This is a genomic window from Blastococcus sp. CT_GayMR19, from assembly GCF_004570385.1.
Lineage (GTDB): Bacteria > Actinomycetota > Actinomycetes > Mycobacteriales > Geodermatophilaceae > Blastococcus_B.
In genome coordinates this window covers 194,841-212,991 of the sequence record NZ_SPQL01000007.1, presented here as the reverse complement: position 1 = coordinate 212,991, position 18,151 = coordinate 194,841, and the positions used below count along the sequence as shown (strand labels likewise).

The 18,151-nt window shown below is 71.4% G+C and carries 14 protein-coding genes; 12 read left to right on the top strand and 2 right to left on the bottom strand.

Annotated features, from left to right (window positions below; translation table 11 throughout):
* Window positions 1-169: 169 nt before the first annotated feature.
* The gene (locus E4P39_RS12095) at window positions 170-1,477 is read left to right on the top strand and encodes a tetratricopeptide repeat protein (RefSeq protein WP_135136823.1); all 1,308 of its coding nucleotides are present in this window, start codon (window positions 170-172) and stop codon (window positions 1,475-1,477) included.
* Window positions 1,474-3,057 carry a High-affinity nickel-transporter gene (locus E4P39_RS12090; RefSeq protein ID WP_135136822.1) on the top strand — a complete coding sequence of 528 codons (1,584 nt, stop codon included), beginning with the start codon at window positions 1,474-1,476 and terminating at the stop codon, window positions 3,055-3,057. Before E4P39_RS12095 ends, E4P39_RS12090 begins: the two co-directional genes overlap by 4 nt.
* Window positions 3,058-3,128: 71 nt before the next feature.
* On the opposite strand, the gene E4P39_RS12085 is transcribed toward E4P39_RS12090, so the two are convergent.
* A complete protein-coding gene (locus E4P39_RS12085) occupies window positions 3,129-4,745 on the bottom strand; it encodes a long-chain fatty acid--CoA ligase (protein ID WP_135136821.1) in 1,617 nt (538 codons plus the stop codon).
* Window positions 4,746-4,976: 231 nt separating this feature from the next.
* Here E4P39_RS12085 and E4P39_RS12080 point away from each other — a divergent pair, with 231 nt between their 5' ends.
* Complete coding sequence (locus tag E4P39_RS12080) at window positions 4,977-6,275, top strand: PIN domain-containing protein (RefSeq protein ID WP_135136820.1); 1,299 nt, start codon at window positions 4,977-4,979, stop codon at window positions 6,273-6,275.
* On the opposite strand, the gene E4P39_RS12075 is transcribed toward E4P39_RS12080, so the two are convergent.
* On the bottom strand, window positions 6,265-7,470 hold the full coding sequence (locus E4P39_RS12075) for a cytochrome P450 (RefSeq protein ID WP_135136819.1): 1,206 nt from the start codon (window positions 7,468-7,470) through the stop codon (window positions 6,265-6,267). The genes E4P39_RS12080 and E4P39_RS12075 overlap by 11 nt on opposite strands.
* Window positions 7,471-7,633: 163 nt before the next feature.
* Between E4P39_RS12075 and E4P39_RS12070 the strand changes: the two genes are divergently transcribed.
* The 9 genes from E4P39_RS12070 to araA all read left to right on the top strand — a co-directional run bounded on the left by E4P39_RS12070 (window position 7,634) and on the right by araA (window position 18,070).
* Window positions 7,634-8,563 carry a DUF5926 family protein gene (locus tag E4P39_RS12070; protein WP_135136818.1) on the top strand — a complete coding sequence of 310 codons (930 nt, stop codon included), beginning with the start codon at window positions 7,634-7,636 and terminating at the stop codon, window positions 8,561-8,563.
* Window positions 8,564-8,788: 225 nt separating this feature from the next.
* Window positions 8,789-9,946 carry a multiple monosaccharide ABC transporter substrate-binding protein gene (gene chvE, locus E4P39_RS12065; RefSeq protein ID WP_135136817.1) on the top strand — a complete coding sequence of 386 codons (1,158 nt, stop codon included), beginning with the start codon at window positions 8,789-8,791 and terminating at the stop codon, window positions 9,944-9,946.
* A gap of 164 nt (window positions 9,947-10,110) precedes the next feature.
* On the top strand, window positions 10,111-11,649 hold the full coding sequence (gene mmsA / locus E4P39_RS12060) for a multiple monosaccharide ABC transporter ATP-binding protein (RefSeq protein WP_135136816.1): 1,539 nt from the start codon (window positions 10,111-10,113) through the stop codon (window positions 11,647-11,649).
* A complete protein-coding gene (gene mmsB / locus E4P39_RS12055) occupies window positions 11,646-12,893 on the top strand; it encodes a multiple monosaccharide ABC transporter permease (RefSeq protein WP_135136815.1) in 1,248 nt (415 codons plus the stop codon). The genes mmsA and mmsB overlap by 4 nt, the downstream gene beginning before the upstream one ends.
* Window positions 12,894-12,949: 56 nt before the next feature.
* Window positions 12,950-14,002 carry a LacI family DNA-binding transcriptional regulator gene (locus E4P39_RS12050; protein ID WP_209306499.1) on the top strand — a complete coding sequence of 351 codons (1,053 nt, stop codon included), beginning with the start codon at window positions 12,950-12,952 and terminating at the stop codon, window positions 14,000-14,002.
* Between the two features lie 82 nt (window positions 14,003-14,084).
* On the top strand, window positions 14,085-14,207 hold the full coding sequence (locus E4P39_RS23220; RefSeq protein WP_280790852.1) for a hypothetical protein: 123 nt from the start codon (window positions 14,085-14,087) through the stop codon (window positions 14,205-14,207).
* 1 nt (window position 14,208) lies between these two features.
* A complete protein-coding gene (locus tag E4P39_RS12045; protein ID WP_135136814.1) occupies window positions 14,209-15,870 on the top strand; it encodes an FGGY-family carbohydrate kinase in 1,662 nt (553 codons plus the stop codon).
* A complete protein-coding gene (locus E4P39_RS12040) occupies window positions 15,867-16,547 on the top strand; it encodes an L-ribulose-5-phosphate 4-epimerase (protein ID WP_135136813.1) in 681 nt (226 codons plus the stop codon). Before E4P39_RS12045 ends, E4P39_RS12040 begins: the two co-directional genes overlap by 4 nt.
* Before the next feature lie 14 nt (window positions 16,548-16,561).
* Window positions 16,562-18,070 carry an L-arabinose isomerase gene (araA, locus tag E4P39_RS12035; protein WP_245159786.1) on the top strand — a complete coding sequence of 503 codons (1,509 nt, stop codon included), beginning with the start codon at window positions 16,562-16,564 and terminating at the stop codon, window positions 18,068-18,070.
* Window positions 18,071-18,151 lie beyond the last annotated feature (81 nt).

Sequence of the window (18,151 nt, the reverse complement as noted above, 5' to 3'; positions counted from 1 at the left end):
GCACCCCACGGCCTCGCCCGTCCGGGCGCCCTGACGACGGTGCGCCCTCAGCCCCGAAGGAGATCAGTGTTCCTCGTCGGCCGTTCCGGTCCCACGCCATTGCTGTGGCGTGCCGGGCCGCGAGTGCGCGGGCGTCTCGGGTCGTCGGCCGACCTGTCGAGCTCCTGACATGCGCAGACGCACCGCGGTGAGCGCGGTCGTGGTGGGCATCGTGTTCCTGTTGGTCGCGGTCGCGGCGTACTACACCACGGCGGTGGACCGGGCCGCCGCCCGCCTCGAGCAGGCGGTGGTGGACCAGGTCGATCCGCTCAGCGCCTCGATCGAGGCAGCGCAGCGCCGGCTGACCGACGTGCCTGGGGACTACCGCACCTGGGCGCAGCTCGGCTCGGCCTACGTCGAGCAGGCCCGGGTGACGGCGGATCCGACCTACTACGACAAGGCGGACGGCGCGCTGCGGGAGTCGCTCGTGCTGCGCGCGGAGGGCAACGACGCCGCGCTGACCGGGCAGGGGGCGCTGGCCAACGCCCGGCACGATTTCGCCGCCGCGGCCGGTCTGGCCGAGCAGGCGCTGGCGATCAACCCCTACAACGCCACCGCGTGGGGTGTGCTCACCGATGCCCGCACGCAACTGGGGAACTACCCGGGGGCCACGGAGGCGCTCGGCCGGATGCTGGCGCTGAACCCAGGGCTCGCCTCGTTCACCCGCGCGTCGTACGACGCGGAACTGCACGGCGACCTGCCCGCTGCCCGGGCGGCCCTGGAGCAGGCGCTGGACTCGACCCAGGGCGGCGCCGCCGAGGCGTTCTGCCGCACCTACCTGGGCGCCCTCGCCTTCTCCACCGGAGACCTCGACGAGGCCGAGGCCCAGTACGCCGCCGGCCTCGACGCGAGACCGGGCGACGCGGCACTGATGCTGGGTCGGGCGCGCGTGCTCACCGCACGTGGTCAGTGGGCGGCGGCCGAGGAAGCCTTCCGAGCGGTCGTGGACGCGCAGCCGCTGCCGGAGCACCTCGTCGAATACGGCGAGTTCCTGCAGGCGCAGGGGCGGGTCGACGACGCCCAGCAGCAGTTCGCGCTCGTGGGGACGGTGGGGGAGCTGTTCGCGGCCAGCGGGGCCACCGACGATCTGACCACCGCACTGTTCGCGGCCGACCACGGCGACCCGTCCGAGGCGGTTGCGGCCGCTCAGACGGAGTTCGACCGTCGGCAGAACGTCGACTCCCACGACGCGCTGGCCTGGGCGTTGCACAGCGCGGGGCGGGACGCGGAGGCGCTGCCCCACGCCGTGCAGTCGACGGCGCTCGGTGGCCGCAACGCGCTGTTCCTCTACCACCGGGGGGTCATCGAGGCGGCGGTCGGTCAGATCGACCAGGCCCGGGCGACCCTGGCGCTGGCACTGGCCACGAACCCGCACTTCTCCCCGCTGCACGCCCCCCGGGCGGAGGAGCTGCTGACCTCGCTGGGCGGCCGCCCGTGACAGGCGGACGGTCGATCGCGGTCGCCCTCGCGGCCGGGGCGCTCTGGGTCGCCGTCCCGGGCGGGGTCGCCCAGGCCCATCCGCTGGGCAACTTCACGGTCAACCACTACGACCATGTCCAGCTCTTCCCCGACCGGGTCGAACTCACCGCCGTCGTCGACCGGGCCGAGATCCCCACCGCGCAGGCGCTGCAGACGATCGCACCGGACGGTTCACCGAGCCCCGAGCAGCTGGCCGGCGCGGCCACGGCGGAGTGCCCGGACGTCGCGGACGCGGTCACGCTCGGGGTGGACGGCCGGACCGTTCGGTGGCGGACCGGGGAGAGCGCGCTCGAGGCGGTGCCCGGGGCGGCGGGTCTGCCCACTCTCCGGCTGACCTGCGAGTTCACGGCAGAGGTGGCGCTGGGGCGTGCCGCGGAGGTGTCCTTCGACGACACCTACCTCGGGGAACGGGTGGGCTGGCGGGAGCTGACGGCGGACGGCGAGGGAATCCGGCTGCTGGACTCCCCGGTGCCGGTGGCCAGCATCAGCGACGAGCTGCGCGACTACCCCGGTGACCTCCTGGCGTCACCGGTCGACGTCCGGTCCTTCACCGTGGCGGTCGAGCCCGGCGAGAACACCGGCGTTGGGGCGGCGGTCACGCCGGAGGACGGCGACCCCTTCAGCAGCGCCCTGGCCGCCCTCGACCGCCGGCTCGAGGCCCTCGTCGGCGACCGCGGGCTCACCCCGCTGGTCGGCACCCTCGCGGTACTGCTGGCCGTCCTTCTCGGCAGCGGACACGCCCTGCTGCCCGGGCACGGCAAGGCGGTGATGGCCGCGTACCTGGCGGGACGCCGAGGCCGCACCCGCGACGCCCTCACCGTCGGGGCCACCGTGACGGCGACGCACACCGCCGGCGTGCTGATCCTCGGGCTGGCCCTGTCGCTGTCCAGCTCGCTCGCCGGTGACCAGGTGATCCGCTGGCTCGGCGTGGGCAGCGGCCTGCTCGTCGCGGGCATCGGCGGATTCATGCTGCGGGGCGCGCTGCCCAGGTGGCGGGCCTCGGGGGCGCCGGGCACGCCCGTCGTCGCCCTGCCACCCGAGCCGGTGCTCGCCGGAGCGCTGCCGGCGTCCGGCGGCCCGGCAGCCGTGCATCACCACCACGGCCACGGCCACGAGCATCCGCACGACCACGAGCACCTCCACGACCACGGCCACGCGCACGGCCACGACGGCTGGTGGGCCGGCGGTCACGACCACGACCCTGCCCCCGGCCGCGGCGGGCTGATCGGCATGGGCGTCGCCGGTGGCCTGGTCCCCAGCCCGTCGGCGCTCATCGTGCTGCTCGCCTCGGTCGGGCTCGGGCGCACCGCCTTCGGCGTCGTCCTGGTGCTGGCCTACGGGCTGGGCATGGCAGCCACCCTCACCGCCGTCGGCCTGCTCCTGGTCCGGCTGCGGGGCCGCCTGGACCGCCGGGCTCCCGACCAGGGACGACGTTCCTGGCTGACGCGCCTCGTTGCGGCCGCGCCCGTGCTGACGGCGGGCCTCGTGCTCCTCGTCGGACTGTCGCTGGTGGCTCGCGGGATCGCCCTCGGCGCCTGACCGACCGACCGCAATGGCCATTGTGGCCGTGGGGACGGGACTTTCCGCGCGGAAAGTCCCGCCCGTAGGGCTCAGCTGGGCAGCTTGTAGTCGGCGAACTGCGTGCGCAGGTCCTTCTTCGAGAACTTGCCGACGCTGGTCTTGGGCACCTCGTCGATGAACTCGACGGCGTCGGGCATCCACCACTTGGCGACCAGCGGCTTGATGTGGTCCAGGATCTCCTCCGCCGTCGCGGTCTGGCCCTCCTTGAGGACGACGGCGGCCAGCGGGCGCTCGTCCCACTTCGGGTGCGGGATGCCGACGACCGCGGCCTCCTTCACCGCCGGGTGGCTCATGATCGCGTTCTCCAGGTCCACCGAGCTGATCCACTCACCGCCGGACTTGATGAGGTCCTTGGTGCGGTCGGCGATGCGGATCGAGCCGAACTCGTCCATCGCCGCGACGTCGCCGGTCTTCATCCAGCCGTCCTCGGTGGTGAGCTCCACCCCGGCGTCCGGGTTGTAGTAGTCCTTCGCGCACCACGGGCCGCGGACCTGCAGCTCGCCGGTGGCCTTGTCGTCCCAGGGCTGCGGCTCGAGCGTGTCGGCGTCGACGATGCGCGCCTCGACGCCGAGGAACGGGATGCCGGCGCGGGCGCGCTGCGCGGCCTTGCCCTCGTCGTCCAGGTCGGCGAAGCGCGGCGGCAGGATGCCCGAGGAGGCGACCGGGTGGGTCTCGGTCATGCCCCACGCCTGCAGGATCGGGAGGCCGACCTGCTCCTTGTAGGCCTCCGACAGCGCCTTGGGCACCGCGGAGCCACCACAGCCGATGTCGCGCAGCTTGTGCGGCTTGCCCGCCAGGTGGGGGAGCACGCCCTGCCAGATGGTCGGGACGCCGGCGGTGAAGGTGACGCCCTCCTCGATGATCAGCTTCGCCAGGTTCTCCGGCTGCATCATCGCGCCGGGCATGACCAGCGAGGCGCCGGCGGCGGGCGCGGCCTGCGCGATGCCCCAGGCGTTGGCGTGGAACATCGGCACGACCGGCATCGCGACGTCCTGGATGCCCAGTCCGAACGCGTTGGGCATCAGGACGCCCATGGTGTGCAGGAACGTCGAGCGGTGCGAGTAGACGACGCCCTTCGGGTTCCCGGTGGTGCCGCTCGTGTAGCACATCGAGGCGGCCGAGCCCTCGTCCGTCACGTGGAAGTCGACCGGCTGGGCGTCGGCGAGCAGCGTCTCGTAGTCGAGGACCCGCGGGTCGTCGGGAATCTCGGTGCCGCCGCCGTCGTCCATGATCACGACGTGCCGGACCGTCTTCATCGTGTCGATGAGCGGCCACAGGATCTGCAGCACGGACCGGTCGACGAAGATGACCTCGTCCTCGGCGTGGTTGGCGATGTAGGTCAGCTGTTCCGGGAAGAGCCGCACGTTGAGCGTGTGCAGCACCCGCCCCGTGCAGGGGGCGGCGAAGTACAGCTCCAGGTGGCGCTGGCTGTTCCAGCCGAACGTGCCCACGCGGCCGTCGCCGCTGATCCCGAGCGTGTCGAGGACGCCACCGAGCTTGCGGGTGCGTTGCGCCCACTCCGCGTAGGTGGCCCGCGTGATCCCGCTGGGGTTGTTGGTGACGATCGTCCCGTCGCCGTAGTGCTGCTCCACGTGGCGGAAGATCGCGTCGACGGTCAGGGGCATGTCCTGCATCAAGCCGCGCATGATCGGATCCTGCCAGTGACCCGGCTCACGCTCCAGCCGAGCCTCCGCTGGCCGGCTCTCTAGGCTGTCCGGCGAATCGCGATCGTCTTCGGCGTTCGAGGGGGGCGTGTTGCGGAATCCGAAACTTGTCTGTCCGTATGCTTCTCGGAAGCGCCAGATCTCTCCTCCCAGATCGCATCGGCGAGCACGCGGGCCGGAGTGGGCTCCGGCCGAGGGACGAGAAGGGCAGCGATGAGGGCTTTGGTAGATGCGGAACGGACGATCGGATCGGGCTACGAGATCTTCCGTGAGCACGTCAGCGCGGTGTCGGCGGAGGCGCTGTCGGGCCGGACTATCGCGCTCGACACCAATGCGCTTCTCGACCTCTACCGCCGGCATTCCATGAGCACCGAGAACATTCTCGCTGCCCTGCGCCGCATTAAGTCGCAGCTCTTCCTGCCGGCGCAGGTGCAGCGTGAGTTTTGGCTCAGGAGAGACACAGTCCTTCACGAGGTCCTGACCGCAAATTCCATGCAAGACCTCTCGGCGGCCGAGCGTTCCGTGAAGAAGGTCGTTGAAGCGGCTGCTCGATGGGTCATTGACGCCGACGAGCGGGCGCGCCTCAGTTCACTCGTGGATGACACGTTTCAGGAGTTGAAGCACGCGACTGCTGGAAAGTCCTCCGCGGACCGAGCGAAGAAGGCGCTGGTGGATCCGGGTAGCGACGACGTGCTCACTGCACTGACCGACCTCTTCGCTGGCCGAACCGGGGAGGCTTTCGCGCCGGAGGCTGAAGCGCAGGTGCGGGCGGCGGCGGATGGTCGTTTTCGGCGGAGGCAGCCACCCGGCTACATGGATGCAGACAAGCCCGACGGGGGGCTGGGCGACCTCTTCGTGTGGGAACAGCTCATAGAACGGGCGACTACTGACAAGCGTCCGGTCGTGCTGGTCACCAACGATCAGAAGGAGGACTGGTGGCGTCTCCTGGGAAAGAACGCGCCGATCAGTGCGCGCTTCGAGCTCGTCGAGGAGATGCGCCGCCGAGCGGGCGTTGAATTTCGGACGCTAACCCTTGACCAGTTCCTCATCGCCCTGGCGGACGACCCAACGTCTGAGCTCGAAGAGAGTGCGGTTGATGACACTGGCGTGGATGACGACGTCGACCTGCCCGGTGCGTCTGGCGAGACCTGGTCCGCGTCGGAGTTCGGCGCCCTCGTCGCGCTGTTGTCCGAATGGGGGTATTCCGGGCAGGCGCACGTAGCCTTGGCTGCAGCAGGAGAGGCGGACGGGGTCCTGGACCGCGCGCAAGTTCTTTCGATCCTTGGGCTGGCCCCGGACGCCAAGTTGACCGCCTTCACCCGAGCCATTCGCACCGCACAGAAGGAACTTGTCGAGCAGGGGATCATCCGTCCCGGGCTCACGTGGGGTTTGCGCGCCCAGTACGACGGGCCGGGGAAGGCGAAGCGCTTTGCGGCGCCCCCAGAAGTGGCTCGGGCCTTCGCCGACGCAGCTGCCGAACGACAGGGTGGAGAACCGCTGCCTAGCGGCTGAGGACGACGGGCAGCTCGGCCAATCCGCGGATCACGAACTCGGGACGGCGCACCGGCTCGCCGCCCAGCTCGAGGGACGACGTCCGATCGAGCAGTGCCCCGAAGGTGGCCTGCAGCTCGACCCGGGCGAGCGGTGCGCCGATGCAGAAGTGCACGCCGGCGCCGAAGGAGATGTGCGGGTTCTCCGCGCGGCCGACGTCCAGGGTGTCCGGCTCGGCGAAGACGGCTGGGTCGCGATTGGCCGCGCCCAGCAGCGCGGCGATCTTCTGCCCCTGCCGCACCGTGATCCCGCCGATCTCCACGTCCGCGGTGGCGGTGCGCTCGAAGAGCTGGAGGGGAGAGTCGAAGCGCATCAGCTCCTCGATGGCGGCCGGCAGCAGCGAGCGGTCGGCCCGCAGCCGCCGCAGCTGGTCCGGGTTCCGCAACAGGGCGAGCGTGCCGTTGCCCGTCACGTTCACCGTCGCCTCGTGACCGGCGTTGAGCAGCAGGATGCAGGTGGTGACCAGCTCGTCCTCGGTGAGCCGGTCGCCCTCGGAGTCGCGGACACTCACCAGATGACTGACCAGGTCCTCGCCCGGGGACCTCCGCCGCTCGGCGGCCAGCGCGCGGAGGTAGGTGACGAACTCGTCCGCCGCACGCTCGGCGTCGTCCTCCCGCTCCCGGGTCCGCTCGTACTCGTACATCTTCACGATCGCGTTGGACCAGGGCCGGAGCAGTGGCCGGTCGGCGTCGGGCACCCCGAGCAGCTCGGCGATGACGGCGACCGGCAGCTGCTCGGCCATCCCCGGCAGCAGGTCCACCGACCGCCCGCCGCCCGACTCCTCGAGCAGGCCGTCGACCAGCCGGCCGGCCAGGGCCTCCACCCACGGCCGCAGCCGCTCGACGTGACCGCGGGCGAACGCCGTGCTGATCAGCCGCCGCAGCCGCGTGTGGTGCGGCGGCTCCATCTCCAGGATGGCGTTCCGGTGGATGAGGTTGAAGCTCTCGAACCGCTCGGCCGGGGCCTTGTCCGACCAGACGCGGCCCAGCCGGCGGTCCCGGAGGACGGCGTTGGACTCGGCGTGCGTGAACGACAGCCAGAGGCCCAGCCCCTCGTGCCACTGCACCGGTGCGACCGCCCGGGCGCGGGCGAACGCGGGGTAGGGGTCGGCCACGACCGCCGGGTCGTCGAGATCCAGAGGAGGAGCCGAGGTCACGCCGGGAGTTTAGGAAGGTCGGCCACACCGCGGGTCCTGGCGTCGACCGCGACGAACTCGTGGCCATCAGCGCGTGATGGCCACGAGTTCGTCGTACTCGCCGCGGACCGGTGTCCCGTGGGGCCGGATCGACGCCGGTTCCGCCCCACCTACGCTCGACGGCATGGCCCGCTCCTCCACCCGCAAGCGTCCCTCCGCCTCCGCTCCCCCGGAGGGCGTGAACCCCAAGGCTCCGTGCCCGTGCGGATCGGGCCGCCGGTACAAGCACTGCCACGGCTCCGGCTACGCGCCGCCGGTCACGCGGCCCTTCGAAGGGCTGCCGGGCGAGGCCGACTGGGTGGCGCTCCGCGAGCTGGTGCCCGCGGCCACGGCCAGGCTGAGGACGACGGAGGGCCGGGAGGTGACCCTGGCCAGCGTGCTGCCCGGCGGCGCCCCGGCCCTGGTCCGGGCGAACGGCGAGATCCTGCTCGGCGTCCAGATGCAGGCCTCCTCCGACGACGTCAGCCGGGACATCGGCACCGCGCTGGCGGCCGCGCTCGAGGCGCCCGCCGGAGCCCCGGTCGACATGGGCCCGGTCGGCGTGGGAGAGGGACCGCGACTGCAGGAGTTGCTGGACGTGTCCGCCCCGTTCGAGGTGACCGTCCACGACACCTTCGCGTTCTGGCTCGAAGGCACCGATCCCGGCCCGGCGGCGCTGTCCGGGCTTGAGCACGCCAACGAGGCCATCCTGCCGACGGTGCGCCTGGCCGGTCTGGACGCCGCGTACTGGGTGCGCCCCGGGAACGAGCGGGCGCACCTGCGCTGGGTGCGGCCCGAGGCGGAGGAGCCGTTGCTCGACGCGCTGGCCCGGCTCTCTGCCGCCGAGCAGCTCACCCTGGGCGAGGGCACCCGCTACGCCGGTGCCTTCCGTGCCCTCGGGCTCGTCGTCCCGGTCTGGGACCTGCCGGCCGACGCCCCGGCCGAGGACTGGATCGGCCCGGCGACGGAGTTCCAGGCCCGGCTCGAGACGGCGATGACGTCGTCGGCCCCGCTGACCTCCGACGAGCGGCGGGCGCGGGCCGGACTGCTGGCCCGGCAGATCACCCTCCGCTGACCCTGGGTCATCACGCGCCCGCGTCTCGGTGACGGCCGTCCGGGGCGAGCGGCGGAGGGGCATCTCGGTGCACGCCGGGGTGGCGCGAGCGTTACGCGAAAGTGACATCTTGCGGGCGCGCAGGGGGTTGACGCGGAGTCGTGTTAGCGCTCACATTGGTCCGGCCCGCGCCGATGCGGGCATGGCCGCTGAGTCGAGGCGGCAGATTCTCGAGGAGGAGACTCAGTGAGCAGGAAGCTCTTCACCGCCATGGGTGCCGCAGCGGCGCTCTCCCTGGCGGCTTGTGGTGGCGAGGGCGCGGGCAGCGGCTCGTCGGGCGGCGGCGGCGCCAGCGCCCCGGAGGACCTGTCGATCGGCGTCTCGATGCCGACGCAGACCTCCGAGCGATGGATCGCCGACGGCAACTCCGTGAAGGAGCAGCTGGAGGCCGAGGGGTACGAGGTCAAGCTCCAGTTCGCCAACGACGACATCCCCACCCAGTCGCAGCAGGTCGACCAGATGATCACCCAGGGCGTGAACGCGCTGATCATCGCCGCGATCGACGGCACAGCGCTCAGCACCCAGCTCCAGGCGGCGGCCGACGCCGACATCCCGGTCATCTCCTACGACCGGCTCATCCGTGACTCGGAGAACGTCAACTTCTACGTCAGCTTCGACAACTTCAAGGTCGGCGTGGCCCAGGGCAACGCGCTCCTGACCGGGCTCGGCATCGCCAACGACGACGCCCCCGACGGCACGGCGACCGGGCCGTTCAACATCGAGCTGTTCGCCGGTTCGCTGGACGACAACAACGCCTTCTTCTTCTTCGAGGGTGCCATGTCGGTCCTGCAGCCCAAGATCGACGACGGCACGCTCGTCGTGAAGTCGGGTCAGACCGACATCGAGCAGGTCGCGACCCTCCGCTGGCAGCAGGAGACCGCGCAGAAGCGCATGGAGGACCTCCTGACCGGCAGTTACGCCGACGGCACGAAGGTCAACGGCGTCCTCTCGCCCTACGACGGCCTGTCCCGCGGCATCATCACCGCCCTCCAGAACGCGGGCTACGGCCCGACCACCGAGGGTGGCGCCAACCCGATGCCGATCGTGACCGGCCAGGACGCCGAGATCGCCTCGGTCAAGCTGATCGCCGACGGTGTCCAGAGCTCCACGATCTTCAAGGACACCCGACTCCTCGCCGAGCAGGCCGTGGTCGCCGCCAAGGCGTTCCTCGAGGGCAACGAGCCGGAGGCCAACAACACCGAGGACTACGACAACGGTGTCAAGATCATCCCGTCCTACCTGCTGCCGGTCGAGACCGTCTTCGCGGACGACATCGAGCCCGTGCTGATCGAGTCGGAGTACTGGACGGCCGAAGAGGTCGAGGCCGGCCAGGCCGCCGACTGACCGCAGGGATCCCCTGACCGGCCGGGCTCGGCGGCGACGACCGCTGCCGAGCCCGGCCGCACCACCCGGGACGGATTCGATCCCGCGCGACGGCCCGCGAGGGCCCACACTCTGAACACCGCACCAGACCGCACTCGACGACGAGGACGAGGACGACGGAGCCCATGGGCGACAACATCCTGGAGATGCGTTCCATCACCAAGACGTTCCCCGGCGTGAAGGCGCTGCAGGACGTCAACCTGAACGTCCGCCGCGGCGAGATCCATGCCATCTGCGGTGAGAACGGCGCCGGCAAGTCGACGCTCATGAAGGTCCTGTCGGGGGTGTACCCCGCCGGCGACTACGACGGCGAGATCGTCTTCGACGGCAGTCCGGTGCACTTCGGCGGTATCCGCGACAGCGAGCACGTCGGGATCGTGATCATCCACCAGGAGCTCGCGCTCGTCCCGTACCTGTCCATCGCGGAGAACCTCTTCCTGGGCAACGAGCGTCGTGGCCGGACCGGCCTGATCGACTGGAACCTCGCGAACGCCGACGCCGCGAAGCTCCTGGCCTCGGTCGGCCTGCACGAGAACCCGGTGACCCCCGTCGGCCAGCTCGGCGTCGGCAAGCAGCAGCTGGTCGAGATCGCCAAGGCGCTCTCGAAGGACGTGCGGCTGCTCATCCTCGACGAGCCCACCGCCGCGCTCAACGACACCGACTCCGAGCACCTGCTGGGCCTGCTCCGCAAGCTCAAGGAGCGGGGCATCACCTCGATCATGATCTCGCACAAGCTCAACGAGATCACCGCGATCTCGGACAACGTGACCGTGATCCGGGACGGCAAGACGGTGGAGACGCTGAACCTGCACGCCGGTGAGGTGACCCAGGAGCGCATCATCCGCGGCATGGTCGGCCGCGACCTGGAGAGCTTCTACCCCGACCGGGTCTCCTCACCCGGCGAGGAGGTCATGCGGGTCGAGGACTGGACCGTCTGGCACCCCACGCAGGACCGCAAGGTCGTCGAGGACGCCAGTTTCACGGTGCGCGCCGGGGAGGTCGTCGGCATCGCCGGCCTCATGGGCGCGGGCCGCACCGAGCTGGCGATGAGCATCTTCGGCCGCTCCTACGGCCGCAACATCTCCGGGCGCGTGTTCATCCGCGGCAGCGAGGTGCAGGCGCGCACCGTCTCGGAGGCGATCGGCCACGGCATCGCCTACGCGACCGAGGACCGCAAGCGCTACGGCCTCAACCTCATCGAGGACATCCGGCGCAACGTCTCGGCCGCCGGCCTGAAGAAGCTCGCCCGGCGGGGCTGGGTCAACGGCAACGAGGAGACCAAGGTCGCCGAGGAGAGCCGCCGGAGCATGAACATCAAGGCGCCGAGCGTGATGTCGGTCGTCGGGAAGCTGTCGGGCGGCAACCAGCAGAAGGTCGTCCTGTCGAAGTGGCTGTTCACCGACCCGGACGTGCTCATCCTCGACGAGCCGACCCGCGGGATCGACGTCGGCGCCAAGTACGAGATCTACACGATCATCAACCGCCTGGTCGACGCCGGGAAGGCCGTCGTCGTCATCTCGTCCGAGCTGCCCGAGCTGCTCGGCATCTGTGACCGCATCTACACGCTGTCCGCCGGCCGGATCACCGGTCAGCTTCCGGTGCGTGAGGCCACCCAGGAACGCCTCATGGAACTGATGACCAAGGAGAGGGAGCTCGTCGGATGACCAGGACCGCGCCGCCGGAAGCCGACCCCACCCCGCAGGAGCCGGCGCCCGCCGTCGCCCTGCACACCGGGACCAGTGACGTCCGGCAGCTGATCACGCGCAACCTGCGGACCAGCGGCATCTACGTCGCCTTCGCCGCGATCGTGGTGCTCTTCGCCATCATCACCGACGGCCTGTCGCTCAGCCCCGGCAACATCACGAACATCGTCCTGCAGTACTCCTACATCCTGGTCCTGGCGATCGGGATGGTCCTCGTGATCATCGCCGGCCACATCGACCTGTCGGTCGGCTCGGTCGTCGCCCTCACCGGGGCGGTGTCGGCGATCCTGGTCATCAAGAACGACTATCCGTGGTGGGTCGGCGTCCTCGCCGCGCTCGCCGTGGGCCTGGCGGTCGGCGCCTGGCACGGCTTCTGGGTGGCCTACGTCGGCATCCCGGCGTTCATCGTGACCCTCGCCGGCATGCTGCTGTTCCGCGGCATGACCCAGCAGGTGCTCGGCAACGTCTCGCTGTCGCCGTTCCCCGCGGAGTACAGCAAGGTCGCCAGCGGCTTCCTCAACGGACTCATCGGCGGCGACGGCTACGACGCCTTCACCCTGCTCATCGGCGTCATCGCCGTCGGCGGCTACGCGTTCAGCGGATTCCGCACCCGCCTGGCCCGGATCAAGTACCAGCAGCCGGTCGAGTCGTTCCCGCTGTTCGTCGCCCGGGTCGTGGCCGTCGGCGCCGTCGTCATGTACTTCGCCTGGCAGCTGGCCCACGCCCGCGGCCTGCCGATCGTGCTGATCATCCTGGCTGTGCTGATCCTCGCCTACGGCGTGATCTCGAAGCGGAGCGTCTTCGGGCGCCAGATCTACGCCATCGGCGGCAACCTGGCTGCGGCGCAGCTCTCCGGCGTCAAGGTGAAGGTCGTCAACTTCTGGATCTTCGTGAACATGGGCTTCCTGTCCGCGGTCGCCGGGATCATCTACTCCTCGCGCTCCAACGGCTCGCAGCCCAGCGCCGGCAACATGTTCGAGCTGGACGCGATCGCGGCGGCGTTCATCGGCGGCGCGGCGGTCACCGGTGGCGTCGGCACGGTGGTCGGGGCGATGGTCGGCGGCCTGATCATGGCCGTGATGAGCAACGGCATGCAGCTCATGGGTGTGGAGCAGCCGATCCAGTCGGTCATCAAGGGCCTCGTCCTGCTGCTCGCCGTCGCGTTCGACGTCTACAACAAGCGCCGCGCCGGCGCGTCCCGCTGAAGCGCCGGCCGGGGAGGGCCCCCGGCAGCGGCGGATCGAGGACCCGAGGAGGAACGGTGCAGCCCCAGGCGGCCGCTGGCCGGCCGCTGGTGATGGCGGACGTCGCCGCCCGGGCCGGGGTGTCCCACCAGACGGTCTCCCGGGTGGTCAACGGCCACCGCAGCGTCGCGCCCGGGACCCGCGCGCGCGTGGAGCGGGCGATCGCCGAGCTGGGCTACCGGCCGAACATCGCGGCCCGCGCGCTGGTCACCGGATCGACCCGGACCATCGGGCTGGTCACGGTCAACATCAGCCAGTACGGCCCGGCCCAGACGATGCTCGGTCTGGAACAGGCCGCCCGGGCCGCCGGCTACGCGCTCAGCGTGACGATCCTGGACGACGCCACCGCCGCCGCGATGCGGGAGGCCGTCGACCGCTTCGTCGCGCAGTCGGTCGACGCGGTCGTCGCGCTCAGCACCTACGACGACGCCGCCGAGGCGCTGACCGCGATCGACGCCCCGGTACCGCTCGTCGCCGTCCAGGTGGGCGGGGTCGAGGACCGGCCGGCCGTCGGCGTCGACCAGGAGACGGGCGCGCGCCTGGCCACCCGGCACCTGCTGGACCTGGGGCACCGCACGGTGCACCACGTCACCGGCCCCGCCGACTCGCAGGAGGCGCGGGCGCGCATCGAGGGCTGGCGCTCGGAGCTGCGCGCCGCCGGCGCTCCCGTGCCCGGGCTGCTCGCCGGCGACTGGACGCCCTCGTCGGGCTACGCGGCGGGCAAGCAGCTGGCCGCCCGGGTCAGGGGTGGGGACGACGTCACGGCGGTGTTCCTGGCCAACGACCAGATGGCGCTCGGGCTGCTCGCCGCGCTGCACGAGGAGGGGCTCTCGGTGCCTGAGGACGTCAGCGTCGTGGGCTTCGACGACCTGCCGGAGGCGCCCTACTTCACCCCGCCGCTGACCACGGTGCGCCAGGACTTCGCCGAGCTGGGGCGCCGCGGGGTGCAGCTGGTGCTCGCCCGGCTACAGGGCGAGGACCTGCATCCGGACCCCGTGCCGCCCACGCTCGTGGTGCGGGGCAGCAGCGGACCCTCGCGGGCCGGTTCCGCGCGCCCGGAGAGGGGTTGACCACGCGGATGTTAGCGCTAACATCAGTCGCCGCACCGGCTCCGTCCCACCGTCGTCGACCCCGCCGGGCGCAGGAGGACTGATGCACCAGGACGACCCGGACGCCGTCGTGACCGGCGTCGACCTCGACACCGGGTCCGGCCGGGCGGTCGTCGTGCCGGTCGCTGGAACCGGGCCTGTCCCGGCGGGCGGAAGGGTCTCCTGACATGACGACGGATGCCGGCGCAGCGATCACCGGCGGTCGCACGGCCCTGGGGATCGAGCTCGGGTCGACCCGGATAAAGGCGGTGCTGATCGGTCCGGATTCCGCTCCGCTCGCCGTCGGCAGCTCCGACTGGGAGAACCAGTTCGTGGACCGGCTGTGGACGTACTCGCTGGACGCCGTCTGGACCGGGGTGCAGCGGAGCCTCGCCGCCCTGGCCGACGACGTGCGGCGACGCCACGGGGTCGAGCTGTCCTCGGTGGGGGCCCTCGGTGTCTCGGCGATGATGCACGGCTACCTCGCGTTCGACGCCGACGGTGCGCTGCTCACGCCGTTCCGTACCTGGCGCAACACGAACACGGGCCGGGCCGCCGAGCGGCTCAGCGCGGAGTTCGGCGTCAACATCCCGCACCGGTGGAGCGTCGCGCACCTCTACCAGGCGATCCTGGACCGCGAGGAGCACGTCGGCCGGCTCGATCACCTGACGACTCTCGCCGGCTACGTGCACTGGCAGCTCACCGGCGAGAAGGTCCTCGGGATCGGCGACGCCAGCGGCATGGTCCCGATCGACGCCGCCACCGGTGGGTACGACGCCACGATGCTGGCCCGGTTCGACCAGCTGGCCGCCGAGGCCGGCGTCGAGCTGAGCCTGGCCGGGCTGCTGCCCGCCATCGCGATCGCCGGCCAGCAGGCCGGCACGCTCACCGCGGCGGGCGCGGCGCTGCTCGACCCGACCGGGCGGCTGCGCCCCGGCATCCCGCTCTGCCCCCCCGAGGGTGACGCGGGCACGGGGATGGTCGCCACCAACTCGGTCGCCCCGCGCACCGGCAACGTCTCCGCCGGGACGTCGATCTTCGCCATGGTCGTGCTCGAGCGAGAGCTCGGCCGGGTGCACCGCGAGCTGGACCTGGTCACCACGCCGGCCGGGGACCCGGTGGCCATGGTGCACTGCAACAACGGGGCGAGTGAGCTGGATGCCTGGGCCGGGCTGTTCACCGAGTTCGCCCGGGCGCTGGGCAGCGAGGTCAGTTCGTCCCAGGTCTTCGAGACCCTCTTCACCGCCGCGCTGGACGGTGCGAGCGACGGCGGCGGGATGCTGGCCTACAACTACCTCTCCGGGGAGCCGATCACCGGGCTCGAGGAGGGGCGTCCGCTCTTCCTGCGGTCCCCGGACAGCCGGCTGAGCTTGAGCACCTTCATGCGGACGCAGCTGTTCTCGTCCCTCGCCACGCTCCGGATCGGCATGGACGTCCTGCAGAAGGACGAGGGTGTGCGGCTGGACCGCATGTTCGCGCACGGCGGCCTGTTCAAGACCGCGGGCGTCGGGCAGCGCTTCCTGGCCGCGGCCATCGACACCCCCGTCTCGGTCGGCGACGTCGCCGGCGAGGGGGGCGCCTGGGGCATCGCCGTCCTGGCCGCCTTCGCCGCCAGCGGATCGGACATGAGCCTGGCCGACTACCTGGAGACCGCGGTCTTCGCCGGCGCGAGCCTGCAGACCGTCGAACCCGATCCGGTCGACGTCGCGGGCTTCGACGCGTTCATGCGGCGGTACGTCGCCGCACTCCCGGTCGAGCGGGCCGCCGTGGAGCACCTGGCGGTCGGCACCCCGCCGGCCGCCGAGACCGAGACGACCTCCGCCGTCCTGACCGAGGAGCAGCCGGCATGACCGTTCCCACCCTGACCGAGCGCGGCACGCACCGGGAGCTGCGCGAGCACGTCGCGGGGCTGCATTCCCTGCTGGTGCGCAACGAGCTGGTGACCTGGACGGCGGGCAACGTCTCGGCACGGGTGCCGGGCGAGGACCTCTTCGTCATCAAGGGCAGCGGGGTCTCCTACGACTCCCTGAACTGGGAGGGCATCACAGTCTGCGATCTGGACGGCGAGGTCGTGGACGGCGTCCGGGCGCCGTCCAGCGACACCGCGGCGCACGCCTACGTCTACCGGACCCTGGCCCGGGTGCACGGGCAGGTGCACACGCACAGCCCCTACGCGACCGCCTGGGCGGCCCGCGGCGAGGAGGTGCCGTGCGTGCTGACGGCGATGGCCGACGAGTTCGGCGGCCCGATCCCCGTCGGGCCCTTCGCGCTGATCGGCGACGACTCGATCGGGCAGGGCATCGTGGCGACCCTGGAGAACCACCGCTCGCCGGCCGTGCTCATGCAGAACCACGGCGTCTTCACGATCGGGCCGTCCGCGAAGGCCGCAGTGAAGGCCGCGGTCATGGCCGAGGACGTCGCCCGCACCGTGCACCTCTCGCGCCAGCTCGGGGAGCCGATCCCCATCGCGCAGGCCGACATCGACTCGCTCTACGCCCGGTACCAGAACGTGTACGGACAACGATGAAAGAGGACTCCCCTGTGACTGCCCCGTTCGAAGGTCGCGAGATCTGGTTCCTGACCGGCAGTCAGAACCTGTACGGCGAGGAGACGCTCCAGCAGGTCGCGGAGCAGTCGCAGCGGGTTGCGGCCGCGCTCGAGGACGCCGCCGAGGTGCCGGTGCGGGTGGTCTGGAAGCCCGTCCTCAAGGACGCCGGCGCGATCCGCCGGGCGATGGGGGAGGCGAACGAGGACGACTCCTGCCTCGGCGTCATCACGTGGATGCACACGTTCTCCCCGGCCAAGATGTGGATCTCCGGGCTGGACGCGCTGCGCAAGCCGCTGCTGCACCTGCACACGCAGGCCGACGCCGCCCTGCCCTGGGCGACGATCGACATGGACTTCATGAACCTGAACCAGGCCGCCCACGGCGACCGGGAGTACGGGTTCATGCTCACCCGCCTCCGCGTCCCCCGGACGACGGTGTCCGGGCACGTCTCCAACCCGGCCGTGCGCGCCCGCATCGGGTCGTGGGCCCGGGCGGCGGCGGGCGCGGCCGCCGCGCGCGGCCTGAGGCTGGCCCGGTTCGGCGACAACATGCGCAACGTCGCGGTGACCGAGGGCGACAAGGTCGAGGCCGAGATCCGCTTCGGCATGTCGGTGAACACCTGGGGCGTGAACGACCTGGTCGCGGTGGTGGACGCCGTCGAGGACAAGGCCGTCGACGCGCTGATCGAGGAGTACGGCGACCTCTACGAGCTGTCGTCCGACGTGGCGCCCGGCGGCCCGCAGCACGACGCCGTCCGCTATCAGGCCCGGATCGAGGCGGCCCTGCGGTCGTTCCTCGTCGACGGCGGTTTCGGCGCGTTCACGACGAACTTCGAGGACCTGGGCGGGCTGCGCCAGCTGCCCGGTCTCGCCGTCCAGCGGCTGATGGCCGACGGGTACGGCTTCGGTGGCGAGGGGGACTGGAAGACCTCGGCGTTGCTGCGCGTGCTGAAGGTCGCCGGGAGCGGCCTCCCCGGCGGGACGTCGTTCATGGAGGACTACACCTACGACCTGGACCCCGGCAACGAGCGGATCCTCGGCGCCCACATGCTCGAGGTCTGCCCGACCATCTCCGGGGAGAAGCCGCGGCTCGAGGTGCACCCGCTGGGCATCGGCGGCCGCGAGGACCCGGCCCGGCTGGTGTTCACCGCGGCCGCCGCCGAGGGTGTCGTCATCGGCTGGTCGGACCTGGGCGACCGGTTCCGCTGGGTGGCCAACGAGATCGACGTCGTCGAGCCCTCCGAGGCGCTCCCGAACCTGCCGGTGGCCCGTGCGGTGTGGCAGCCCCGGCCGGACTTCCCGACGGCGACCGAGGGCTGGCTCACCGCCGGCGGCCCGCACCACACGGTGCTGACCACGCAGCTGGGCGCCGACGAGCTGACCGATCTCGCCGAGGTGTTCTCGACCGAGCTCGTGCTCATCGACGCCGACACCACGCGCCGCTCGCTCGCCAAGGAGCTGCGCTGGAGCGCCGCCTACCACCGCCTCGCCCAGGGCCTCTGACCGCCGACCCGCTTTCGGTACCGGAAGCTGAGCCGGACGGCTCCGCTTCCGGTACCGAAAGCGGGCGCCGGGGCGGGACTT